The following is a 24,439-nucleotide window of genomic DNA, read 5'->3' as shown; positions in this document are numbered from 1 at the left end:
CATCCCGACAAGGGAATACGGGCATTTGTGACAAGATTAAGAGGTTAAGCCAGGATTTTTGCTGTCAGTTGAACGATTATTCAGAGTATCGTCGAGCTTTTTGTGATCCAGCTCTTTCACCCATTTCGCCACCACCACCGTTGCCACGCCGTTACCCACCAGGTTGGTTAACGCACGCGCCTCTGACATGAAGCGGTCAATACCGAGAATCAACGCCAGACCCGCCACCGGCAGGTGACCCACAGCGGAAATAGTAGCAGCCAGCACGATAAATCCGCTGCCCGTGACCCCTGCAGCGCCTTTAGAAGAGAGCAGGAGCACCACCAGCAGGGTAATCTGGTGGAAAATATCCATATGGCTGTTGGTCGCCTGAGCGATAAACACGGCCGCCATCGTCAGGTATATCGAGGTACCGTCCAGGTTGAAGGAGTAGCCCGTCGGGATCACCAGCCCGACCACCGATTTACGGCACCCCAGCTTTTCCATCTTGTCGAGCATACGCGGCAGCGCCGATTCTGAAGAGGAGGTCCCCAGAACAATCAGCAGCTCTTCGCGGATGTAACGGATAAATTTGAAGATGTTGAAACCCGTCGCGCGGGCGATGGAGCCCAGCACCACGACCACAAAAAGGATACAGGTGATATAGAAGCAGATAATCAGCTGACCCAGCTGCACCAGCGTACCGACGCCATACTTACCGATGGTAAAGGCCATCGCGCCGAAAGCACCAATCGGCGCCAGGCGCATGATCATATTGATGATGCCGAAAATAACCTGCGAGAAGCTTTCGATCACATTAAAGATAAGCTGGCCTTTGCTGCCCAGACGGTGCAGGGCAAAACCAAACATCACGGCAAACAGCAGAACCTGCAGGATGTTTCCGCTGGCGAACGCGCCAATGACGCTGCCCGGGATTACGTCCAGCAGGAATGCCACCACGCCCTGATCCTTCGCCTGCTCGGCATACACCGCGACCGCTTTGGCATCCAGCGTTGACGGGTCTACGTTCATCCCCGCGCCCGGCTGCACCACGTTGACGATGATCAGACCGATAATCAGCGCAAGGGTACTGACCACTTCAAAATAGAGAAGCGCCACTGCACCGGTACGACCGACCGCCTTCATGCTTTCCATGCCAGCGATGCCCGTCACGACGGTACAGAAGATCACCGGAGCGATGACCATTTTAATGAGCTTAACGAACGCGTCGCCAAGCGGTTTCATTTGCGCGCCCAGCTCAGGGTAATAGTGACCCAGCAGAATACCGATGGCGATGGCTGTCAGGACCTGGAAATAAAGACTTTTGAAGAGTGAGGTTTTCATAAGGTGTCCTTGGGAAGAAAAACCACAGGCTTTGTAAGGTTATGGTTAACCTGCGGCTTTAAAATAACACCCACATAACAGGACAGAAATAAACTCAGTTCAAATTTGAAACACAAATGTTAAGAACTTTGAGCTGGCTCGCACAAGCCAGCAACAAAATTACACTTTTGCGTTATTGTCAGCACCAGAAAGGTATCGTTCTTCAAAGACATCCGAAGGAACAGCAGGGGCAAAAAGGAAGCCTTGTCCGCTCTCCACGCCCGCCTCTGCCAGCCAGGCGCGTTGCGCTTCGGTTTCAATTCCCTCGGCAATAAGATGCAGATTGAGGCTGCGCGCCATCTGGATAATCGCCTGCACCATGCTGCTGTCGCCCGGCAGACCGTCGACAAACGCTTTATCAATTTTGAGCACATCCACCGGAAGGGTTTTCATGTGCTGAAGCTGACGCAGCCCGGCGTACCCCATGCCAAAATCGTCCAGCGCGATGCGAATGCCGGCATTACGCAGCGGTTTCAGGATCGCGACCGCCTGATTAGGGTCGTCGATGCGTCGGCTCTCCGTCACTTCAAGAGTTAACGTATCAGGCTTGATTCGGTAACGATGGATCAGCTCCAGCATCTCTGAAACCATGGTCGGGTGCATAAGCTGCAGGGCAGACAAATTGACCGACAGCGGCAGCGTCACGCCGCGCTCCTGCCAGGCGGCAAGCTGACGGCAGGACTCTTCCAGCACCCAGTAGCCGACGGTAACCATCAGGCCGCAGGACTCAATGCGCTCAATCAGCCCTTCCGGCAGCTCCCATGAGCCATCCGGCTGCTGCACGCGCAGCAGTGCCTCGGCGCTTTTCACTTCTCCCGTCAGCAAATTCACCTGCGGCTGTAGCCAGAGGGCAAACTGGCGGTTATCCAGCGCGGTCAGGATGTCGCTCTCTTCTGTCAGGCGCTGCTGCGCCTTTTCCATCTCTTCCGGCGCGAAGAACTGGATCTGATTTTTGCCTTTGCGCCGGGCGGTGAATGCCGCCGAGAACGCGCGATGATAAAGCTGCTCTGCCGTTAAATCGCCATAGTACATCGCAATACCGATACTGGCGCTTGGACGAAGCTGGATACCCTGAATGGGCAACCGCTCATTAATGACAGTGAGTACTTGCTGACCTAAAGTGATCGCATGCCAGGGTTCTTTTACGCCGTTGGCAATCACCACCAGGTCGTAACCGCTGACCTGGGTCAGCACCATGCGCGGGGCCAGGACAGACTTCACTTTTTCGACCAGAGTCAGCAGCAGCATTTCGCGCTGGCTCTCCTTGAGCACGCCAGCCGTGTCCTGCAGGGTTTCACAGGCGATAACCATCAGCGCCGTAGTTTGCTGACGAGCAACGGTCTGCTCCAGCATCGCCATCAGGAAGGCTTTATTAGGAAGCTCCGACACCGGGAAGCGCGTGGCGCTGCTGTTTAACTCATCCTGCTGGCGCTGGATGCGCTGCTGGTTGAGGTTGTAGCTGCGCACCAGCATACCTATCTCATCGTCATGATGCAGACGCGGGAGCTCAAGCTGATGCCCCATCTGATCCTGCGGCGCAAGCGTATTCAGCTCGCGGGCGATACGGCGCAGCGGATGAACAATCAGCCGGTTAATGCACCAGGTGAGCGCCACGCTGAGAATAAGCGTCATAAGTAAGCAAGTGGTCACTAACGTAACCACCCAGCTCATGACGAATTTATACATGCGGTAGGAGTCCGCCTGTAATACCAGGTAGGCCAGCGGCTGCGGGTTGGCAGGGCGTTCGAGCGAATAAACGGGCAGCGAAATTTGCACCGGCAGTTCAAACAGGCGCATCACCATCATCGGGACGGGACGCTCCGGGATAAAGCTCATCCGCAGCGCCTGAAACTGGTTGGGCAAGACCACATCGGCGCGGCTCACGACGCCAGCAGGCTGAATGCGTTTTAAAATGGTTTCCGCTTCGGGAATATCCCCTTTCAGGATAGAGGCAGAGAGCGGGCCGCGCACCGAGCGGGCGATACTTTCTAACTGCGAAGCCGTGTTATAGCGATTCTGCTGTACGGAATGAAACAGCAAAATTACGCAGAAGAGCAGTACAAACAGCATGGTGACGGCAGAAACCATCGCCATCTGTTTGATTGTTAAGGAACGGCTGACACGCAAAATGACTCTCCACAAAACTCGAAGCGCAGGGCGCGCCAGGGTGTAAACCTGGCGCGCCTGAGTATACCCGATTGCCGCGCTATTAAGAGAGACTTACAAATGGATTAAGGAAAATCCGATTACCAGTCCGCGTAAGGGATAAGCGGCTGCGGCGGTAAGTCCATATCGCCCTGCCAGCCTGCAGCAGAGTAACGCACATAGATCAGCGCATGGCTTGGGGTATAGTCTTTCGCTTCCTGAATATCCACGCCCATGCCCACAAACCAGTTGGACGTTACGCGGCGTTCGATAATGGCCCGCGCGGTATAACCCGTGCCTGAGGAGCTGCTGCCGGTTTCCATCGCGCCCCGGTCGGTATAGCGGTCTGGCTCATCGGTCGGGATCAGGTTCTGAATCGGGTAGCGCAGCTCGTCTTTGGTTTTAGAGTGAGACCAGGACACCGAGCCACCCAGTTCCCAGGACCAGTTCTCCGTGCGTTTACGCCAGGTCACCGGTAGTGCGAAGGAGACATACTCCTGCGGGCTGTAGTAGCCGCCCTGACCCAGGGTATAACCGCTCAGGTCTTTGTCATAGTGCCAGAGCATATTGGAGACGCCGACCGTCAGGCGCTCGTTGTTTTTATTAATGAGCTTGTAGTAGTAACCCGTCATCCAGCGGACGCGCCAGTTATCTTCCACATTTTTACCCGTCAGCGTTTCCGCGTTCAGGCTTGACCAGACGCCGTTCGCTTCCCCTTTGTCATAGCTCATGCTTACGCCGCCACCGGTGGCACGTACGCCGCCCCAGGTGGTGCCGGTGTTAGTATCTTTTTGCCCGGCGAACGCCAGCAGGGAGCTGGAGATTGGGCGGCGATGGGCGTTAACGGTATAGCCGATGGGGCCCAGATCGCTGCTGTAGCTGATACCGCCCACCACGTCGACGACGTCAAAGCCCATTGGCGTAGTGCCAATATCCATCGCCCAGGTTTTATTCTGCCAGCCGACGGCGACGCTTGCGCCATTGTCGGACTGATGGGTGTTGCCGCTACACGGCGTTTCGTAGCAGGTCCCCCATTTTGGATCGTAGGTCCCGTTATTGTTATCAAATGAACCGGCGTCCATGTTGACCAGATCGCTTCTGAAGAACATGCGCCCGTCAGACAGCGGGGCATCCACCTGCAGCATGGTGGTGTGCGCTTTCAGGTCGGAATAGCCGCCCGTTCCGCTGGAACCCCAGTAGTCGTGCTGCAGCGTGACGTTAACATCCTGCTGACGGTACAAGTCACCGGCATCACTGCGCACGCCGCGCTTCAGCCAGTCGTCCTTTTCATCGTTACGCGTCAGACGAGTGAAACTGTCGTTGTCGGCCGGACGCGTCGTGGTGATGCCCGTCGACACCATCGCGTCTTTATAGGTTTCCAGCGCCTGCTGAGGCTGACCGTTTTGCGCCTGGAAACGCGCGGCATCACGTAACACCAGCGCGTTTTCCATGGAGCCGGGCTGCGATTTAGCCTGCGGAATGATTTTGTTGAAGGTCTGTTCTGCGGCGGCGGAATCGCCCAGGCCTGCCTGCGCCATCGCGATCCGGCGCTGCATGTTGAGCGACAGCGGCTGGCCGTTTTGCGCGGCGGGCAATTTCGCCAGCTCTGCGCGCGCGGCATCTTTGTCACCCTGCGCGCTGTAAATCTCGGTCAGGCCGAGGATCGCGTCTTCGTTCTGCGGTTCACGCTGCAGAACGGCGCTGTACGTCGTTTTCGCCGACGCCAGATCGCCGCGCTGCTGCGCCCAGTCCGCCAGCGTCAGGTCGATGCGGGTGGAGGTCGGCTGCTGACGCAGAAGGTTTTCCGCCTCCTGCTCTTTGCCGCTGTCGCGCAGACGGTTGGCGGTTTCCAGCACCTGGTTGCTTTGCAGGCGGTCGGCAAGTTCCTGAATATTGCCGTTCCACTGGCTGCGCGGCAGCGTGTCCAGATGCGCCAGCGCGGCGCGGTCCTGATCGTTGCCGGAAAGATAGAGCCCGCTGGCGTACACCTGATCCGGGTCGGACGGTTTCTGTCTGGCAAGTTGACGCATCAGGGTATCCGCCTGGCTGCGCTGACCCGCGCTGTAGAGATCGCGCGAGAGACGATAGGTTATCCACACGTCGCCGGGAGAGAGCGCCAGACGACGACGCTGAATCTCTGCCGCCTGGGCGTATTTCCCCTGATTTTCCAGCTGTTCTGCCTGAGCGGAGAGCTGCTCGTTGGTCAGGCTGCGTTCAATATCATCAATGCTCCGGCGCTGGCTGGCGGAGAGAGACTGGATAAACTGCGAGGCCTTCTCCGGGGACTGGGCACGGTAAATATTGGCCAGGCCGCGGACCGCATTGCTGTTGCCGCTGTCCATACGCAGCGCCTGGCGATAGTAACGTTCCGCCGCGTCGTTATCTTTACGCGCCGCGGCGGCATCGCCCAGCCCCAGCACGGCATAACTGTCGGTATTGTCGATACCGCGCGCCTGCTGATAGTAACGCTCCGCCTGCGCAGGGTTATTCGCCTTCAGGGCCGCATCGCCCTGCTGGATCAGCAGCCAGTAGCGGTTGACCTTCAGCAAACTGTCCCATTTACCCCGGTTATCGCTCTGGGGATCGAGGGCTATCGCCTTTTCAAACTGCGCCACCGCGCGGGCGCGGTCGCCTTTCTGGGAATAGGCCTGGCCAAGGGCGCCTACCGCTTCACTGTCGGCATGGTTGGCGCTGACGGCTTTTTGCAGCTCAGCCACCGCCTTACTCCCCTGCCCGGCATCCACCGCCGCCAGCCCTTCCGCTTTCGCGCGGAACGCCGGGTCAGCGAGCTGTTTTTGCTGTTCTTCGAGCTGGGCACGCGCCGCCACGACGCTATCACCACTGCTGAATATGCTCAGGTATTTTTGCAGCGCGCTGACGCTGGCGCTGCTGGCAGGCTGGCCTTTGATTTGGTCATACCACATATCAGACGCCTGGCTGCGCCCGTTGGTCGATTTAGCCATCTCCTGCAATACCGCAAAGCCTTCATCACGGCGTCCGCTCTGGAACAAAAGCTGGGACAGCGTCGCCTGCAGCTGCGTATTTCCGGGGCTGCTGGTGTTGATTTTCTTGAGCTGGTTAATGGCCGCATTCCGGCGAGCAGGATCTTTCGCGACCACATTCCAGTATTCCGTCGCCACGTCGCCGCCCGGCGGGTTGCCGTCAAACAGCTTGTCATAGGCTGCAATCGCCTCCTGCGTGTGTCCCGTTGTGGCGAGCAAACGCGCCTGCTGGAGCTGCTGGCGGCCATCCGGGGTGGACAGCAGCATCGTGTTGCGTGATGACTGGTATGCACTTGAGCCCGGCGCGATCCCTTTCAGACGATCCAGCTCTTTTTGCGCACCGGCGTTATCGCCCTGGCGCAGCAGGTAGCGAAAGCGTGCGGCAATGACGTCAGGGTTGTTCGGGTCAATCAGCTCCAGACGATAAAGCGACTGACGAACCAAATCCTCACGCTGTGTCGATTCGCCCAGCCGAACCTGTTCCAGCAGCTGTTTCTGCTGCGGAGAGTTGGCGGCCTCAGCCATCGGCATCAGTGCCAGGCCAAGCGATAAAGTGAGTAGATTTACTGTGAACTTGCGCATTCCTGGCCCCAATCCGGTATTAATTCACCTTTTGCGGTGAAGCGAAAACGATGCTGATCCCATCCTTGCCCAAAGAGAGTCAGCACGTAGCTGTAATAGGCATTATTATCGGGAAAATGGTCTGCAACGCGCTGGCGCTGAACCGCCTGGGCATCACGTTGTTGTAAAAACGGCAGCATGGCGGCAGAGAACCCGACCGGACCATTCCCGGTGCGTTTACCCGTCGCCACATCCACTTTCTCCGGCGGCACACCCCGTTTCATTGTCTTTGCCACCATCGGCTGAAAGCGCGTCAGCAGCCGGGCTTTCTGAGGATCTTTATCACTCATCATTCCCACCCAGAGATAAACGCGGATGGCATCGTAGCCGCCCACCAGCGATTTATCCTGCTGTAACCGCCAGCCTTTGTTTTTCTGATACTGAACCCAGTCCGGCGAAAAACCTTTCGGCGCGCTCTCCAGCAGCAGACGCTGATTGGTTTCACGAAGCTGGGTCCACGGGGTACCAAAACGCGTGAAATAACTCGCTAGCTGCGGAGGAAGATAGCTGGGGTTAAAACGCCAGACGTTTTCATCGGCAAAACCGACTTTACCGGGAAGCAGCATTGCGCCGAGCCCCGGCACTTTCACCACTTCCTCACTGACAATGCGTTTCAGCAGCGCCTTACCCGTGCGGGTATAGTCCGGATGTTTCCACAACCGGCCCGCTTCGAGCAGAGACCAGGCGATCCAGACATCGGCGTCAGAGGCGGAGTTGGTATCAATCACCGCCCACGTCTCTTTATCTTTCTGGCCCCATAGCCAGGCGGGCAGGTTGTCGTTGAGATTGCCGCTGGCAAGATTATCTCGCGTCCAGGTCAGCAGCTGGTCAAACGCGCTGCGATCGTTCGCCGCAAGGGCAAAGAACAAGGCGTAGCTTTGCCCTTCCGAGGTCGTAATTTTGCGCGTGTCGCTGGGATCAACGACACGCCCGCCCTCACTGATGTAGTCCTTTTTAAACTGCTCCCAGGCAGGCCAGGTACAGGCGGCGCGAAGAGGAAGCGCCGCCAGCATCACCGCTGCTAATACACACCAGCGAAAGGCTTTCATCACATCTTACTCATCCGGGTTCAGACGACGACGGCTGATGATTCGCAGCAGACGCCACAGCACCCATGCCAGCAAGACCACGCTGACCGCCGCCAGGATGGCGAGCAGAACCGGATGGTTAGCCAGCGCATACCACAGGCGTTCGAACCACGGCAGATGGCCCACGTAGTACACGTCGCCCACGCGCAGGCTATTGACGCCGGACTCACGGATCACCGAAACGGAACCAAACATCGCGGCACGTTTACCGCTGTCGTTCATGGCCGTATTGAGCAGTTCATACCCGCGCGGGCTATCCGCCAGGAGAGCCACCACGCTACGCTGTTCGTTGTAAGGTGACTGGAAGCCCACCACCGCGGCCATTGCCCCCTGAGACGTTACGGTCGTCTGCGCGCTGGCCTGACGGTCGTTCACATCCGGCATAATGCTCGGGAACTCGGTCTGGCGCAGCGGCGTGTTAACCCAGGACTGGGCCGCTTTCACCAGCAGATCGATGCGTTTGTCATCCTTCAGCTTGTCCGGAATGGTACCGATCACCATGATGTCCGCGTCTTTGTTCTGAATCTGGCTGCCATCGTCCGTCAACGTGACGTTAATCGCCGGTAATCCCGTCTGTCCTCCAACGGTCGCCATGGTATCCAGCAGGGTCGTTACCTGCCCTTCAGTTGGCGCTTTTGGCATTACTACGATGGACTCAGAAAGATCGGCCATGCGGCTGAACGGGAAGCCCGCGTTAGCAAAAGCGCGCAGATCCGGCATCGCCAGGAAGTGATAGTACTTCGAGAAGTCGATGGTCGACTCATCGCCAATCACAACGTGGTTCTGTACAGGCTGGAAGGTGATGCAGTTTTCCGCCGAGCCGCCAGGCATCGGGTTCATGTACTGGAAGTCAAAGCGCAGCTGGTTTATCGCGCCGAGCTTCAGTGCCGGGATGGAGACATCCGTTTTACCGTCCAGCAGCCCCTGCAACACCGGCAGGCGAAGCATCAGGCGGTTAGTATCCTGCGTGCTTTGCAGGCTAAACGATTGCAGGAACTGGTTGTTCAGGCTGATATCCATGCGCGAGCTGTCTTTGGTCGCTGGCGCGGTATAGCGGTAGTTCAGATTGATATCAATGCCGTTGGTGCGCAGCAGATACAGATCCGGCGGCAGATTCAGTGACAGGCTAATCGGCGCTGGCTCAAGCCCCGTCGCCTGCAGCTGTTCTTCATAGGTTTTCAGCTCGCCAAATGTCACCGCACGGTCGGTACGCACCCAGTTTGGCGCATCATAAGGTTTACGCGCCAGCAGCGGTTTCACCTCATCCACCACCACGCTGTTGCCGCGGAACAGGACGTTGCCCTGGGCAATGGCTTTTGCGGCCTGCACCAGATCTTTATCGTCGCGGCCAAAGACCACCAGCAGCTTCACGTACGGGTTTTCCGGGTGGCTTATCATCTCAACGGTTGGCGCTTTGACGTCCGGATGATCGCGCAGGAAGGCCGGGCGTTTCGCGTTGGTCGCAAACACAATGGCATTTCTGTCCGGCAGTTTGTCATACATCGCCGGGAAGCTCTGTCCACGCCAGCCAGCACGTGAACCAAACCAGGACGCCACAATGGTGGCCGCCAGCTGCTCGGTCACGTCCGGGGATGATGCAAACACCATCGGCAGCGTGAGCGGACGGTTATCACGCGGATCGAAGAAAGGAACCGGGAATGCCGAGAGATCGTTTTTCAGCGCCAGCGACTGGTAGGTCATCTGCAGCGAGGAGTTACGTCCGACGTCCATCCACAGCGTGTTGCTGGCCGGGTTTTCGCAGACGTCGCGGTAGTGACCGACAAATTCCAGACGGATACGGTTAAAGTCGGTGATGAACAGCGGGTTGATCGGCACCTGAGCCTGGGTTTTCTTGCCCAGCTGCTCTTTGGTGACCGGCAGTACGTCCATCAGCTCATCATTCAGGTAAACCTTCAGCTGAGACTGCGTCGGCAGCAGGGACGGGGACGGCGTGTATTCCAGGTTCAGCACCGCATTAGAGACGACCTCATCGCTGCGCATGCCAAACTCAATGCCGCCGTTAGGGTTGATGCCGCGCAGCACCATACTGCCCGGAGGCGGTGCAATTTGCGCGAAGGTCAGCTTCACGTCCCGCGACGGCGCATTGTCCGCAACGACGGGCGCATTCGCCCCCCGGACGCCAGGCATCACCTGCCCGATGACCTGGCCGTCTGCCGGCAGGGTGTTCCCCTCCGTTGGCTGGTTCGGCACGATATTTTCTGTTTGACCAGGTGCCGCGGTGACAACCGGATCGGTTGCCTGCGCGACGACAGGTACCGTTGGCGCAGGCGTTGCCGCTGCGTTATCAGGAGCTGCGTTAGCCATTGTTGCGGGGAGGACATTCATCCCCATTGCCACTGCACATAACCAGGAAAGTTTTGTTTTCATCGCGTTATCATCATTGTTGAGCCATAACCGGGTCCGCCTGCTTCGCCTCATCCCGCTCAGGACGACGAGGAATGAACGACACGACCCAGGAAACCAGCGAAGTAAGTGACCGGAAAATTAATTTCACCGACGACGGGGCGAATTCTGCAAGGTGACGATAGCCACGGAACCCCAGCTTCAGAATATCCAGCAGGCTTTCCAGAGGTTTATCTTCCGGGAAGCTGTCCTGCCAGAGAGCCCACGTATCCGCGCGGGCAAACGTACACTGCACAAAATCGATATGTTGCTTTTTGGTCAACGGCATCAGCTGCAAACCGACTTCATTGCCCGCCACGCGCACAACCTGCGTCGGGAAGACATACTCCTGCTGGCCGCGCTTAAGCAGCAGGTTAACTTTCTGGCCTTCCAGCACCTTCGCCTGGCCGTTGATTTTGATCCCCAGACCACCGTCAGAGAAGTCGTGCACGGTACAGGAGAAGAGATGGCCATCTTCACGGGCGATCGCCGCAGGCATGCAGATTTCAACGCGATGCGCACGACGGACCTGTTTACTCTCCACCGACACCGCTACCGCGCCGCCGAGGATAATCAGGTTGTAGAAGACCCAGGCCATACTCACAAAGACGGTCAGGATTTCGTTTTCCGGGCCGTAGAAGTAACGCCAGATACCGGCGATGACGCCAACGATATTCAGCAGCACCAGGAAGATATACGGCCGGGAGATCACCCAGTCGACGTACTCTTCTTCCACCAGGCCGCCCTTCGCGGTGACGTTGAATTTCCCTTTGTGCGGGTTAATCAGCGCCACCATCGTCGGCGGCGCGATGTACCAGGCCAGCACCGTTTCGTAGATTTCACTCCAGAAGGAGTGGCGGTATTTACCCTGTATCTTCGAGTTCGTCAGGCTCGCGTGGATCATGTGCGGCAGAACAAACAGCGCAATCATCAGCGCCGGGGCGTAGATGATATAAGCGTGAAGGAGCAGGAACGCCAGCGGCGCGGTCAGGAAGATCAGCCGCGGAATACCGGATAAGAAGTGGAACATGGCGTTGACGTAGCAGAGACGTTGCGCCAGCTTGAGCCCTTTCCCAATCAGTGGGTTATCGAGACGGAAAATCTGCACCATGCCGCGCGCCCAGCGAATACGCTGACCAATGTGCGCCGACAAAGACTCCGTTGCCAGACCGGCAGCCTGCGGAATACGCATATACGCCGAGGTATAGCCACGACGGTGCAGGCGCAGAGAGGTGTGCGCATCTTCAGTGACCGTTTCGACGGCGATACCGCCAATTTCATCCAGCGGCTTACGGCGGATAACCGCACAGGAACCGCAGAAGAAGGTGGCATCCCACATGTCGTTCCCGTCCTGCACCAGGCCATAGAACAGCGTGCCTTCGTTCGGGGTTTTGCGGAAGCGGCCAAGGTTACGTTCAAACGGATCTGGCGAGAAGAAGTGGTGCGGCGTCTGCATCATCGCCAGCTCTTTCTCCTTCAGGAACCAGCCCATGGTCATCTGCAGGAACGAGCGCGTCGGCACGTGGTCACAGTCAAAGATCGAGACAAACTCTCCTGTGGCATACTTCAACGCGTTGTTGATGTTCCCGGCTTTCGCATGCTCGTGAGTCGGACGGGCGATGTACTCGACGCCAACCTCCTCTGCGAACTGGCGGAACGCCGGACGGTTGCCGTCATCCAGGATCCAGACCTTGAGCTTGTCTTTCGGCCAGTCGATGCCCAGCGCGGCATAAATGGTGTTTTTCACCACGCTCAGATCTTCGTTGTAGGTTGGTACAAAGAGATCAACAGACGGCCACTGCGCGGTGTCTTTTGGCAGCGGAACCGGCTGGCGGTTGAGCGGCCAAATGACCTGGAAATAGCCCAGCACCAGCACGATCCAGGCGTAGGTTTCGGCAAATAGCAGCACCAGGCCGCATACCAGGCTGACCGGGTCGTCCCAGTTCAGGGTTGAGGTATAACGCCACCAGATGTAGCGACAGGAGACGGTCAATGACAACACAATCAGCATCAGCGCCGAGAAGCGGCCCGGAATACGGCGGACCAGCAGCGCCACGCCCCACAGCAGGATCAGGAAGGTGAACTGCGCCAGAGGGTTGAAAGGCTGCGTAATACAGACCAGCGCCAGAATAAGCGAGAACACGACGATCACGCCGAGGATAAAACGCCGCAGGCCCGGATGAAGATGCCCGAGCTCTTTATGGTTATCCAGATGGCTGGTCTTATCACTTACGCTGTTGGGCAGTCTGTCCAGCCACTGGTGGTAGCGCTCACGTAACTGCTGGACGCGGGAGAAGCTGCGCCAGTGCGGCGTTATTTTCTCTGAGCGGGATGACGTGACCACCAGCCAGATGGCCTGAATGAGATAGCGCGCCGGATCCAAAGGACGCGGCCGGTTGGGATTAATGTGCGGATATAGCTCACCGTGCCGGGCACGTATGCGCTGCCAGCGCGGGTGTTCGAGTGGAATAAACATCCAGGCCAGAATCATCCAGAAGCAGCCGAGCGCGGCGCTAAATGCCGAAGCACCGTGCCGGCGGAAATGCCGGTAATGTTCGCTCAAACGCGAACTGACCGGTGGGATGAGTAACCAGCTGGCGAGACGACTCATACAGAACTCCCTGCATGCTCCGCCCTGTTGGCGAAGTTCAGCAGACACCAGTTAGCCAGCGTCAGGATCTCTTCTGCCGCCAGTGAATCGCTGCGGTATTCGCCGAGCGGTTGCTTAGACGCAAGGCATTCCGCCATCCCCTCATCACGATGGATGACAATAGGAAGCAGACGACGCTGGCTTTGCAGCCAGACCTGATACAGATCGTCCTGAATCTGGCTGCCAATGCGCAAATCGTTAATCAGAAGATGAGCGTTCTGAGGCAGCCCCTGCTGATGCAGGCGGATATGGCAGTTCGCATCGACGTTGACGATGGAAAGTATATGATCGCACTGGGCGATAAGCTGTCGGGTCAGCGTGCCGGCGCCGTGCGGCAGATCCAGCAGGATCCAGCAGGATCCACTTGTAGTGTCCCTTTTCTTTCAGGGTTTGCAGCGCCAGCGTGAATTGCGAAAACAGGCGCTGATACGCGGCTTCATTCTCGCGTTCCGTGGTGGTCAGTTGCCCAAACGGCAGCAGATCGAGCTGGGAGGTAGAGCGCATCCCTGCATCCTGCCAGTCTTTATCATCAAGCAGTGCCCGGGCCCAGCCCTCTTCACGAGAAAAGTCGACGTTAAACGACATACGCAACAAATTATCGGCGCAGGCGTCAATAACCAGCACCGATTCACCTAAAAGCTGTAATGACCACGCCAGCGCCGCGGTAACTGATGTGGTACCCACACCGCCACGGACACCCTGTAATCCGAGTATGGCCATCAATGGCTCCCTTATTGTTGATGGGCGAATTCAGCTAATAACGGCCAGCGTTTAATAGCCGCGGCCAACTGTTCCCGCTGGGAAATATCGGTGTAATCTATTTCAGGTAAAGAAAAGGCCTGCGTCAGCGCCAGAAAATCGTTTTGGAATGTGTAACCCAGAGTCGAGTCGACTGGGGTTACAGGTTCGTTATTATCCATTCTTTTTCCATCCCTTTAAGGAAAATCGCACGCTAAAGAAGTTGCGGAGCCTCCTGCCCTGACAAATTTCATTTACATGCTAAATCTGATGTTCTTTAATTTCAATGTTAGGTTTATTTCTATGCTTTCGCTAGTAAACTGAGATACAGATAAATTAGACGAAAAGAGGGACACCGTGGACTCCATATTTTCTATTGGCATCCAGTCATTATGGGACGAATTGAGCCACATGCCAGTCGGAGGAGTCTGGTGGATTAATACGGACCGTAATGAAGATGCTATCAGTCTGGTAAACCAGACAATTGCTGCTCAGGATAAGGATTCCCGCGTGGCCGTCATTAGCATGGGCGAAGATCCGAAGAAAATTATTACGCTCGAAAGTGGTCGCGGCCCCCAGACGGTGCGATTATTTTCCATGACATCGGAAGCCGATAGTCTATACTTTTTGTCCCGCGACGTTCAGTGCTCTATTGATCCCGATCACTATTTAGTGATTCTGAAATGCGCAAATAACGTCCTGCAAAATATGCCCGCTGAAAAACTGCTGCCGTGGCTGGAAAAAATCAATAAATGGGCAAAATTTCAAAATTGCACGCTATTGATAGTCAATCCCGGCAGTAATAATGACAAGCTGTTTTCACTTTTAATGGGCGAATATCGCTCCCTGTTCGGTCTGGCAAGCGTTCGTGACCAGGCAGGCAGCTATCTCTACGATATTGCCTTCTGGTGTAATGAAAAAGGCGTGAGTGCCAGGCAACAGCTTACGCTGAAACATATCGAGGGCGTGTGGCACCTGGCGCAGCAGGAAGAAACCGTGGTGCAGCCGCGCAGTGATGAAAAACGCATCCTGAGCCATATCGCGGTTTTAGAGGGGGCACCCGCCCTGTCGGAAAACTGGACGCTGTTTGAATCTAACGAAGCCCTTTTCCATGAAGCCCGCACAACCCAGGCGGCAACTCTTATTTTCTCGCTGATGCAGAATAACCAGATTGAGACGCTGGCACGGCAAATCCACACCTTACGCCGCCAGCGCGGAAGTGCGTTGAAAATCATCGTGCGCGAAAATAATACCAGCCTGCGCGCCACCGATGAGCGCCTGCTTCTGGGCTGCGGCGCCAATATGGTTATTCCATGGAATGCGCCGTTGTCACGCTGCCTGACGCTTATCGAAAGCGTTCAGGGCCAGCAGTTTAGCCGCCACGTACCGGAAGATATTTCCACGCTGCTCTCCATGACGCAGCCGATGAAACTGCGTGGTTACCAAAAATGGGATACCTTCTGCGACGCCGTGGGCAACATGATGAACAACACGCTTCTACCTGCTGATGGAAAAGGGGTTATGGTTGCCCTGCGTCCTGTACCGGGTATTCGCGTTGAACAGGCTCTCACCCTATGTCGCCCGAACCGTACAGGGGACATCATGACCATTGGCGACAATCGCCTGGTGCTGTTTTTGTCCTTCTGCCGGGTAAACGATCTCGATACGGCGCTTAACCACATCTTCCCCCTGCCTACAGGGGATATTTTCTCGAACCGTATGATTTGGTTCGAAGATAATACGATTAGCGCGGAGCTGGTGCAGATGCGTGCGCTCCAGCCTGAACAATGGGCCAAACCGCTCGCAATCAAGAGCGATGCCAAACCGATCCTCAATGCCAGACATGATGGACACGTCTGGCGTCGGGTTCCGGAACCCCTTCGCTTATTAACAGACAACGCGGAGAACGCATCATCATGAACATCAGCGATATCATTCAACTGGTTATATTCTGTGCGCTGATCTTTTTCCCGCTTGGCTACTATGCGCGCCATTCCATACGCCGTATCCGTGATACGGCCAGAGTGCTGTTTATTAAACCTCGCTATGTAAAACCAGCCGGAACACTGACACGGGCATCACACGTCAAGGCAGACCGAAAGCATGACTAATTCTACCTATACCGCTTCGTCACCCTCGCCGCTCTGGCAATACTGGCGCGGCCTTTCCGGCTGGAACTTCTACTTTCTGGTGAAGTTTGGCCTGCTGTGGGCAGGCTATCTGAATTTCCATCCCCTTCTCAACCTGGTGTTTATGGCCTTCCTGCTGATGCCGCTACCGAATATCAGGCTACATCGCTTGCGCCACTGGGTCGCTATACCTGTCGGCTTTGCGCTGTTCTGGCATGATACCTGGCTACCGGGGCCGGACAGCATTATGAGCCAGGGGTCGCAGGTGGCGGGCTTTAGCGCCAGCTATGTCCTCGATCTGACCGAGCGCTTTATTAACTGGCAGATGATTGGCGCGGTGTTTGTGCTGCTGGTTGCCTGGCTGTTCCTGTCACAGTGGATCCGCGTCACGGTGTTTGTCGTCGCGATTATGATCTGGCTTAACGTGCTGACGCTGGCTGGGCCGAACTTTTCGCTGTGGCCTGCCGGTCAACCGACCACCACGGTGACTACCACAGGGGGAAGCGCGGCGGCAACCGTCACAACAGCAGGCGATACGCCTGTGGTGGGCGATATCCCAACCCAGACCGCACCGCCGACCTCAACCAACCTGAACGCCTGGCTCTCCAGTTTCTATACCGCGGAAGACAAGCGACAGACTAAATTCCCGGATGCGCTGCCGGCGGATGCTCAGCCGTTTGAACTGCTGGTGATCAATATCTGCTCTCTCTCCTGGGCCGACGTGGACGCCGCCGGTTTGATGTCTCATCCGCTGTGGTCACACTTCGATATTCAGTTTAAAGATTTCAACTCTGCCACCTCGTACAGCGGCCCGGCGGCGATCCGCCTGCTGCGTGCAAGCTGCGGTCAGACATCGCATAAAAACCTGTATCAACCCGCCGGCAACCAGTGTTATCTGTTCGATAACCTCGCAAAGCTGGGCTTTACGCAGCACCTGATGCTGGGGCATAACGGCCAGTTCGGTAACTTCCTGAAAGAGGTGCGCGAACAGGGCGGCATGCAGGCACCGCTGATGGATCAAACCGGTCTTCCTGTCTCTCTGCTGGGCTTCGACGGTTCGCCCGTTTATGACGATACTGCCGTCCTGCAGCGCTGGCTGCAGACCATCGAAAAAGACAGTAATCCGCGCAGCGCGACGTTCTTTAACACCCTGCCGCTCCACGACGGTAACCATTTCCCGGGCGTGAGCAAAACGGCTGATTATAAAGTGCGTGCGCAGAAGTTCTTTGACGAGCTGGACGCGTTCTTCACGGAGCTGGAAAAATCAGGCCGTAAAGTGATGGTGGTTGTGGTGCCTGAGCACGGTGGTGCGCTGAAAGGTGACAGAATGCAGGTGTCGGGTCTGCGTGATATCCCAAGCCCGTCCATCACTAACGTGCCTGCAGGCATTAAATTCTTTGGGATGAAGGCACCGCATCAGGGCGCACCGATTGAGATTACACAGCCAACCAGCTATCTGGCGATCTCAGAACTGGTTGCCCGCGCCGTTGACGGGAAGCTGTTTGTGGAAGATAGCGTGAACTGGGATCAGCTCACCAGCAAACTGCCGCAAACGGCAGAAGTCTCAGAGAACGCTAACGCGGTCGTCATTCAGTATCAAAACAAACCTTACGTTCGCCTGAACGGCGGGGATTGGGTACCGTATCCGCAGTAACACGGTATGACGTCCCTCTTCCCATCGGGGAGAGGGACAATGTCGACATTATTGCTGGGCGATCCACACCAGCATTTTCAGACTTGCTGAATAGTAGTCGTCTTTAGCGGTGATTTCGGGTTCACCGGAAGACTGCCCCATCGTGAAATCACGTACAGCCAGCAGGCCGCCTTCCATCATGTAGGGCGCATATTCGTTGGTCGTCACGTTAACCCAGGCGGGCGTTTGTTCCCGGGGGAACTGTCCGAACCAGGCCTTCCACGGCGTCAGCAGCGGGCTTTGCTTATCAGACCAGGCAACGTACAGCGGAACACGAATCGCGTCATAGCTCATTCGCGGTGGCCAGCCTTTTGCAGGAGCCAGCTTGCCACCTGATGCCAGTGAAACCCAGTCAGTGGGCAGATTCGCTTTACCCGAACCCATTTTCCCCAGCAGGCGTTTCCCGTCCTTAATCAAATCGCGCCAGACCGGCAAATGACTGCGTCTGGAGAAGGCCTGCCAGGCCGGAAACACGAAATAGGAAGGATTGAGGACCACTTCACCCTCAAGCTTAAACCCCTGGACGCCGGGCAGCATTACGCGGTAACCGGCATAGCGGATCACGCTGTGGTCAATCAGTGCTTTTGTAATTGCATCCGATGCGGCGCTGTAGCGTTTGTCATGCCAGCGGGCGTCGGCTTTCAGCAACGCCCAGGCAATCAGCACGTCGCCATCGGCAGCGTTGTTTTTGTCGGCGACCGGGTTGGACTCTGCGGGATTATAGCGCCAGTAAAACAGACCATTTTCTTTGTTCTTCAGCTGACTGTCTGTCCATTGCCAGAGCTTATCGAACGTGGCTTTATCGTCGTTGGCCACCGCCATCAGCATGGCAAAACCCTGACCTTCCGTATGCGACACGCCGCCATTACCGGTATCAACAATACGGCCTTCCGGTTTGAAAAAGCGGGCCTTGTAACTCTCCCAGGCCCGATCCGCATGAGAGAGAGGCGAGAACAGCAGACTCATCATGACGGCCAGCGTTGCGCACACGGGTTTTCGCATAATTAACTCGATCCGGTTATTCGGCACTTCGCAGTGAAATCTCACCGCCCATCCAGGGTTTAATCACGCCATCCTGCTCCAGGAGCAGCGCGCCCTGTGCGTCAATACCGCGTGAAGTCCCGTAGATCTCTTTATCACCAATCAGCAGTTTCACCGGGCGGTTAATGAAGTTATCCAGCTTTTCCCAACGAGACAGGAACGGTGCCAGCCCTTCCTGCTCAAAAAGCGTGAGTGAACTGCGCAACTCTTTAATCATACGCACGGCAAGGGTGTTACGATCGATGACGATCCCCGCCTCCTGGAGGTTAGTCCAGGCCTGATTCACCACATCATTTTGTACATTGCGCATCACCATGTTGAGGCCTGCGCCAATGACGATTTGCGCCGCATCGCCCGTTTTTCCCGTCAGTTCGACCAGAATGCCGGCAAGTTTACGATCGTTGAGGTAGAGGTCATTAGGCCACTTAACACGTACCTTATCCGCCCCCAAATCGTGCAGCACTTCCGCCATGACGATGCCGATGACCAGACTCAGGCCAATAGCAGCGGCCGGGCCCTGATCGAGTCGCCAGTACATAGACAAATAGAGGTTAGCGCCAAATGGCGAAAACCATTTGCGACCGCGACGGCCGCGACCGGCCTGTTGATATTCAGCAACGCAGGCATCGCCGGATGTCAGCTCAGGCAAACGATCCAGAAGATACTGGTTCGTCGAATCAATCACCGGCAGCACCGCAACATTGCCGTGTCCGATCTGGCTGCGGATCGTTTCTTCATTCAGCAATTGAATCGGCTCCGGCAGGCTGTAGCCTTTTCCAGGAACCGTGAACACATCAACACCCCAGTCGCGAAGCGTATGGATATGTTTATTGATAGCAGCACGGCTCATGCCAAGCTGTTCACCCAGTTGCTCGCCAGAATGAAACTCACCGTCAGCAAGGATGCCAATCAGGGTTAAGGGAATGGTATTGTCCTTCACGCGATAGTCTCCACGGCATTAACTTCACCTGTGCAGCCAATGAAGCGAACTTCTGGCTCCAGCCAGACGTTAAATTTTTCGCCCACACGTTGACGAACATAATGAGCCAGCTGTACAACATCATCGCTGGTCGCATCGCGTTGATTAATCAGCACCAGAGCCTGCTGCTGGTGAACGGCAGCACCGCCTACTGAAGTGCCTTTAAGCTGGCATTGATCGATAAGCCATCCCGCGGCAAGCTTCACGCTGCCATCCGCCTGAGGGTAATGTGGCGCGGCTGGCCATCCTTCAAGAAAGATTTTTGCATTTTCGCTGCTGATAACCGGGTTTTTGAAGAAGCTTCCAGCGTTTCCGTTTACTTTTGGATCGGGAAGTTTGGTCATCCGCATATGGCAAACGGAATCAAAAACGTCGCGGGCGGTTACGGTAGCCGGATCGAGACGCGTTAAATCCCCGTAGGTCAACACGGGCTGCCAGTTCTTCGACAGGCACAGACCCACGGCGACAATCACGTAGCGATCCTGATATTCATGTTTGAAGATACTGTCACGATAGCCAAACTGGCACTGTTCCGCCGTTAAACGTTTAGCCGTTCCGGTCGCCAGTTCGATGCAGTCGACATATTCGCAGACATGTTTCAGTTCGATGCCGTAGGCACCGATGTTTTGAATTGGTGACGATCCGGCGCAGCCTGGAATAAGCGCAAGGTTTTCCAGGCCCGGCATCCCTTTTTCGAGGGTGAATTGCACCAGATGATGCCAGTTTTCACCGGCCCCCACGTGCAGGTGCCAGCTATCGGCACGCTCTTCAACATCAATCCCCATGATGCGGTTAACGATTACCGTTCCCGCAAAATCATCGAGAAACAGGACATTACTTCCTTCGCCCAGAATCAGTACGGGTTCGTTATTTTCAGTTGCGCTTTGCCATGCATCCAGCAGTTGCTGTGCAGTATCGGCACGTACAATTTGTTTAGCATTGCGTTGAATGCCAAAGGTATTCCAGGGCTTAAGGGAGTGGTTCATAGACGCTATCCTGATGCAAAAACGCAGGTAGTTTACCGTATAAGCAGGGCGTTGGGGGATTAGTTTGTGCAGCGTATAAACGCAAAAAGGCCATCCTTTCGGATGGCCTCTCTACTTATTTGATGCCTGGCAGTTCCCTACTCTCACATGGGGAGACCCCACACTACCATCGGCGCTACGGCGTTTCACTTCTGAGTTCGGCATGGGGTCAGGTGGGACCACCGCGCTAAAGCCGCCAGGCAAATTCTGTTAATCTGTATCAGGCTGAAATTTGATTGTGTCGTCTCTTCGCCGAAACAGCTTCGGCGTTGTAAGGTTAAGCCTCACGGTTCATTAGTATCGGTTAGCTCAACGCATCGCTGCGCTTACACACCCGACCTATCAACGTCGTCGTCTTCAACGTTCCTTCAGGACCCTTAAAGGGTCAGGGAGAACTCATCTCGGGGCAAGTTTCGTGCTTAGATGCTTTCAGCACTTATCTTTTCCGCATTTAGCTACCGGGCAGTGCCATTGGCATGACAACCCGAACACCAGTGATGCGTCCACTCCGGTCCTCTCGTACTAGGAGCAGCCCCCCTCAATTCTCCAGCGCCCACGGCAGATAGGGACCGAACTGTCTCACGACGTTCTAAACCCAGCTCGCGTACCACTTTAAATGGCGAACAGCCATACCCTTGGGACCTACTTCAGCCCCAGGATGTGATGAGCCGACATCGAGGTGCCAAACACCGCCGTCGATATGAACTCTTGGGCGGTATCAGCCTGTTATCCCCGGAGTACCTTTTATCCGTTGAGCGATGGCCCTTCCATTCAGAACCACCGGATCACTATGACCTGCTTTCGCACCTGCTCGAGCCGTCACTCTCGCAGTCAAGCTAGCTTATGCCATTGCACTAACCTCCTGATGTCCGACCAGGATTAGCTAACCTTCGTGCTCCTCCGTTACTCTTTGGGAGGAGACCGCCCCAGTCAAACTACCCACCAGACACTGTCCGCAACCCGGATCACGGGTCTACGTTAGAACACCAGCCATTAAAGGGTGGTATTTCAAGGACGGCTCCACGCAGACTGGCGTCCACGCTTCAAAGCCTCCCACCTATCCTACACATCAAGGACCAGTGTTCAGTGTCAAGCTATAGTAAAGGTTCACGGGGTCTTTCCGTCTTGCCGCGGGTACACTGCATCTTCACAGCGAGTTCAATTTCACTGAGTCTCGGGTGGAGACAGCCTGGCCATCATTACGCCATTCGTGCAGGTCGGAACTTACCCGACAAGGAATTTCGCTACCTTAGGACCGTTATAGTTACGGCCGCCGTTTACCGGGGCTTCGATCAAGAGCTTCGCGTTGCCGCTAACCCCATCAATTAACCTTCCGGCACCGGGCAGGCGTCACACCGTATACGTCCACTTTCGTGTTTGCACAGTGCTGTGTTTTTAATAAACAGTTGCAGCCAGCTGGTATCTTCGACTGATTTCAGCTCCACCCGCAGGGGCTTCACCTACATATCAGCGTGCCTTCTCCCGAAGTTACGGCACCATTTTGCCTAGTTCCTTCACCCGAGTTCTCTCAAGCGCCTTGGTATTCTCTACCTGACCACCTGTGTCGGTTTGGGGTACGATTTCGTGTTACCTGATGCTTAGAGGCTTTTCCTGGAAGCAGGGCATTTGTTACTTCAGCACCGTAGTGCCTCGTCGTCACACCTCAGCGTTAAAAGGTACCGGATTTACCTGGAACCTCCGCCTACATGCTTAAACCGGGACAACCGTCGCCCGGCTAACATAGCCTTCTCCGTCCCCCCTTCGCAGTAACACCAAGTACAGGAATATTAACCTGTTTCCCATCGACTACGCCTTTCGGCCTCGCCTTAGGGGTCGACTCACCCTGCCCCGATTAACGTTGGACAGGAACCCTTGGTCTTCCGGCGAGCGGGCTTTTCACCCGCTTTATCGTTACTTATGTCAGCATTCGCACTTCTGATACCTCCAGCATGCCTCACAGCACACCTTCAACGGCTTACAGAACGCTCCCCTACCCAACAACGCATACGCGTCGCTGCCGCAGCTTCGGTGCATGGTTTAGCCCCGTTACATCTTCCGCGCAGGCCGACTCGACCAGTGAGCTATTACGCTTTCTTTAAATGATGGCTGCTTCTAAGCCAACATCCTGGCTGTCTGTGCCTTCCCACATCGTTTCCCACTTAACCATGACTTTGGGACCTTAGCTGGCGGTCTGGGTTGTTTCCCTCTTCACGACGGACGTTAGCACCCGCCGTGTGTCTCCCGTGATAACATTCTTCGGTATTCGTAGTTTGCATCGGGTTGGTAAGCCGGGATGGCCCCCTAGCCGAAACAGTGCTCTACCCCCGAAGATGAGTTCACGAGGCGCTACCTAAATAGCTTTCGGGGAGAACCAGCTATCTCCCGGTTTGATTGGCCTTTCACCCCCAGCCACAAGTCATCCGCTAATTTTTCAACATTAGTCGGTTCGGTCCTCCAGTTAGTGTTACCCAACCTTCAACCTGCCCATGGCTAGATCACCGGGTTTCGGGTCTATACCCTGCAACTTAACGCCCAGTTAAGACTCGGTTTCCCTTCGGCTCCCCTATACGGTTAACCTTGCTACAGAATATAAGTCGCTGACCCATTATACAAAAGGTACGCAGTCACACCACAAGGGTGCTCCCACTGCTTGTACGTACACGGTTTCAGGTTCTTTTTCACTCCCCTCGCCGGGGTTCTTTTCGCCTTTCCCTCACGGTACTGGTTCACTATCGGTCAGTCAGGAGTATTTAGCCTTGGAGGATGGTCCCCCCATATTCAGACAGGATACCACGTGTCCCGCCCTACTCTTCGAGTTCACAGCCTGTGTGCTTTCGTGTACGGGACTGTCACCCTGTACCGTGCGACTTTCCAGACGCTTCCACTAACACACAAGCTGATTCAGACTCTGGGCTGCTCCCCGTTCGCTCGCCGCTACTGGGGGAATCTCGGTTGATTTCTTTTCCTCGGGGTACTTAGATGTTTCAGTTCCCCCGGTTCGCCTCGTTAACCTATGTATTCAGTTAACGATAGTGCAACGAATTGCACTGGGTTTCCCCATTCGGACATCGCCGGGTCAAAGGTTCATATCACCTCGCCGGCGCTTTTCGCAGATTAGCACGTCCTTCATCGCCTCTGACTGCCAGGGCATCCACCGTGTACGCTTAGTCGCTTAACCTCACAACCCGAAGATGTTTCTTTCGATTCATCATCGACTTGCGAAAATTTGAGAGACTCGAACACACCATTTAAGATGTGTCGTTTCAATTTTCAGCTTGATCCAGATTTTTAAAGAGCAAAACTTCGCAGTGCACCTTTTCAGGTTCACTCTGAAGTTTTCTTGGGTTCGCAGTAAAAGATGGTGGAGCTATGCGGGATCGAACCGCAGACCTCCTGCGTGCAAAGCAGGCGCTCTCCCAGCTGAGCTATAGCCCCATCGTTTATAATCTCTGTACCGCTCATCCTTTAAAAGGAGTTTGGTAGGCCTGAGTGGACTTGAACCACCGACCTCACCCTTATCAGGGGTGCGCTCTAACCACCTGAGCTACAAGCCTGCAGAGATT

13 protein-coding genes, 2 tRNA genes, 2 rRNA genes and 1 pseudogene are annotated in these 24,439 nt (G+C 55.7%); 3 read left to right on the top strand and 15 right to left on the bottom strand.

Annotated elements, in window-relative coordinates:
* Positions 1-36 precede the first annotated feature (36 nt).
* From AC1VYI_RS02555 to bcsR, 8 genes and pseudogenes are all read right to left on the bottom strand, one after another.
* Entirely contained in the window at positions 37-1,323 is a 1,287-nt protein-coding gene (locus AC1VYI_RS02555; RefSeq protein WP_023309587.1) for a dicarboxylate/amino acid:cation symporter, read from the bottom strand.
* Positions 1,324-1,482: 159 nt separating this feature from the next.
* On the bottom strand, positions 1,483-3,489 hold the full coding sequence (hmsP, locus tag AC1VYI_RS02550; RefSeq protein WP_047743411.1) for a biofilm formation regulator HmsP: 2,007 nt from the start codon (positions 3,487-3,489) through the stop codon (positions 1,483-1,485).
* A gap of 119 nt (positions 3,490-3,608) precedes the next feature.
* Positions 3,609-7,091, bottom strand: coding sequence for a cellulose synthase complex outer membrane protein BcsC (gene bcsC / locus AC1VYI_RS02545; protein WP_134867044.1), 3,483 nt, complete (start codon positions 7,089-7,091; stop codon positions 3,609-3,611).
* The gene (gene bcsZ, locus AC1VYI_RS02540) at positions 7,073-8,179 is read right to left on the bottom strand and encodes a cellulose synthase complex periplasmic endoglucanase BcsZ (protein ID WP_134867410.1); all 1,107 of its coding nucleotides are present in this window, start codon (positions 8,177-8,179) and stop codon (positions 7,073-7,075) included. The genes bcsC and bcsZ overlap by 19 nt, the downstream gene beginning before the upstream one ends.
* A gap of 6 nt (positions 8,180-8,185) precedes the next feature.
* On the bottom strand, positions 8,186-10,606 hold the full coding sequence (bcsB, locus tag AC1VYI_RS02535; RefSeq protein WP_134867043.1) for a cellulose biosynthesis cyclic di-GMP-binding regulatory protein BcsB: 2,421 nt from the start codon (positions 10,604-10,606) through the stop codon (positions 8,186-8,188).
* 10 nt (positions 10,607-10,616) lie between these two features.
* The gene (bcsA, locus tag AC1VYI_RS02530) at positions 10,617-13,232 is read right to left on the bottom strand and encodes a UDP-forming cellulose synthase catalytic subunit (RefSeq protein WP_045404776.1); all 2,616 of its coding nucleotides are present in this window, start codon (positions 13,230-13,232) and stop codon (positions 10,617-10,619) included.
* Positions 13,229-13,991: pseudogene (gene bcsQ / locus AC1VYI_RS02525) on the bottom strand (cellulose biosynthesis protein BcsQ). Before bcsQ ends, bcsA begins: the two are co-directional and overlap by 4 nt.
* 11 nt (positions 13,992-14,002) lie before the next feature.
* Positions 14,003-14,191 (bottom strand): cellulose biosynthesis protein BcsR, encoded by a 189-nt coding sequence (bcsR, locus tag AC1VYI_RS02520; RefSeq protein ID WP_134867041.1) that lies wholly within the window; start codon positions 14,189-14,191, stop codon positions 14,003-14,005.
* Positions 14,192-14,366: 175 nt separating this feature from the next.
* Here bcsR and bcsE point away from each other — a divergent pair, with 175 nt between their 5' ends.
* The 3 genes from bcsE to bcsG are packed head-to-tail and all read left to right on the top strand — an operon-like array spanning position 14,367 to position 17,792.
* Complete coding sequence (bcsE, locus tag AC1VYI_RS02515; RefSeq protein WP_047743400.1) at positions 14,367-15,929, top strand: cellulose biosynthesis c-di-GMP-binding protein BcsE; 1,563 nt, start codon at positions 14,367-14,369, stop codon at positions 15,927-15,929.
* Positions 15,923-16,120 carry a cellulose biosynthesis protein BcsF gene (bcsF, locus tag AC1VYI_RS02510; RefSeq protein WP_024908822.1) on the top strand — a complete coding sequence of 66 codons (198 nt, stop codon included), beginning with the start codon at positions 15,923-15,925 and terminating at the stop codon, positions 16,118-16,120. The genes bcsE and bcsF overlap by 7 nt, the downstream gene beginning before the upstream one ends.
* Positions 16,113-17,792: a cellulose biosynthesis protein BcsG gene (bcsG, locus tag AC1VYI_RS02505; RefSeq protein ID WP_023309595.1), complete on the top strand. Its 1,680-nt coding sequence runs from the start codon at positions 16,113-16,115 to the stop codon at positions 17,790-17,792. Before bcsF ends, bcsG begins: the two co-directional genes overlap by 8 nt.
* 48 nt (positions 17,793-17,840) lie before the next feature.
* Here the strand turns inward: bcsG and AC1VYI_RS02500 are convergent, their stop codons facing one another.
* The 7 genes from AC1VYI_RS02500 to AC1VYI_RS02470 form a co-directional block, all read right to left on the bottom strand.
* Positions 17,841-18,833: a family 8 glycosyl hydrolase gene (locus AC1VYI_RS02500; RefSeq protein ID WP_047173989.1), complete on the bottom strand. Its 993-nt coding sequence runs from the start codon at positions 18,831-18,833 to the stop codon at positions 17,841-17,843.
* A gap of 16 nt (positions 18,834-18,849) precedes the next feature.
* Positions 18,850-19,812, bottom strand: coding sequence for a bifunctional biotin--[acetyl-CoA-carboxylase] ligase/biotin operon repressor BirA (gene birA / locus AC1VYI_RS02495; RefSeq protein WP_126797261.1), 963 nt, complete (start codon positions 19,810-19,812; stop codon positions 18,850-18,852).
* Entirely contained in the window at positions 19,809-20,837 is a 1,029-nt protein-coding gene (gene murB, locus AC1VYI_RS02490) for a UDP-N-acetylmuramate dehydrogenase (protein WP_134867040.1), read from the bottom strand. Before murB ends, birA begins: the two co-directional genes overlap by 4 nt.
* A 124-nt stretch (positions 20,838-20,961) precedes the next feature.
* Positions 20,962-21,077 (bottom strand): 5S ribosomal RNA (gene rrf / locus AC1VYI_RS02485).
* Between the two features lie 72 nt (positions 21,078-21,149).
* Positions 21,150-24,054: ribosomal RNA gene (locus AC1VYI_RS02480) — 23S ribosomal RNA — on the bottom strand.
* A gap of 181 nt (positions 24,055-24,235) precedes the next feature.
* Positions 24,236-24,311, bottom strand: a tRNA-Ala gene (locus tag AC1VYI_RS02475).
* Between the two features lie 42 nt (positions 24,312-24,353).
* Positions 24,354-24,430, bottom strand: a tRNA-Ile gene (locus AC1VYI_RS02470).
* Between the last annotated feature and the right edge of the window lie 9 nt (positions 24,431-24,439).

The sequence above is a fragment of the Enterobacter sp. QK-SA4 genome (assembly GCF_056856775.1).
Note: the sequence above shows the minus strand (reverse complement) of the source record. Positions and strands in the feature narration are given on the sequence as shown.

Excerpts from the sequence above, each read along its gene's own strand:
- AC1VYI_RS02555 (WP_023309587.1), bottom strand. The coding sequence starts at position 1,323 with ATGAAAACCTCACTCTTCAAAAGTCTTTATTTCCAGGTCCTGACAGCC.
- bcsC (WP_134867044.1), bottom strand. The coding sequence starts at position 7,091 with ATGCGCAAGTTCACAGTAAATCTACTCACTTTATCGCTTGGCCTGGCA.
- bcsZ (WP_134867410.1), bottom strand. The coding sequence starts at position 8,179 with ATGAAAGCCTTTCGCTGGTGTGTATTAGCAGCGGTGATGCTGGCGGCG.
- bcsB (WP_134867043.1), bottom strand. The coding sequence starts at position 10,606 with ATGAAAACAAAACTTTCCTGGTTATGTGCAGTGGCAATGGGGATGAAT.
- bcsA (WP_045404776.1), bottom strand. The coding sequence starts at position 13,232 with ATGAGTCGTCTCGCCAGCTGGTTACTCATCCCACCGGTCAGTTCGCGT.
- bcsR (WP_134867041.1), bottom strand. The coding sequence starts at position 14,191 with ATGGATAATAACGAACCTGTAACCCCAGTCGACTCGACTCTGGGTTAC.
- bcsG (WP_023309595.1), top strand. The coding sequence starts at position 16,113 with ATGACTAATTCTACCTATACCGCTTCGTCACCCTCGCCGCTCTGGCAA.
- AC1VYI_RS02500 (WP_047173989.1), bottom strand. The coding sequence starts at position 18,833 with ATGCGAAAACCCGTGTGCGCAACGCTGGCCGTCATGATGAGTCTGCTG.
- murB (WP_134867040.1), bottom strand. The coding sequence starts at position 20,837 with ATGAACCACTCCCTTAAGCCCTGGAATACCTTTGGCATTCAACGCAAT.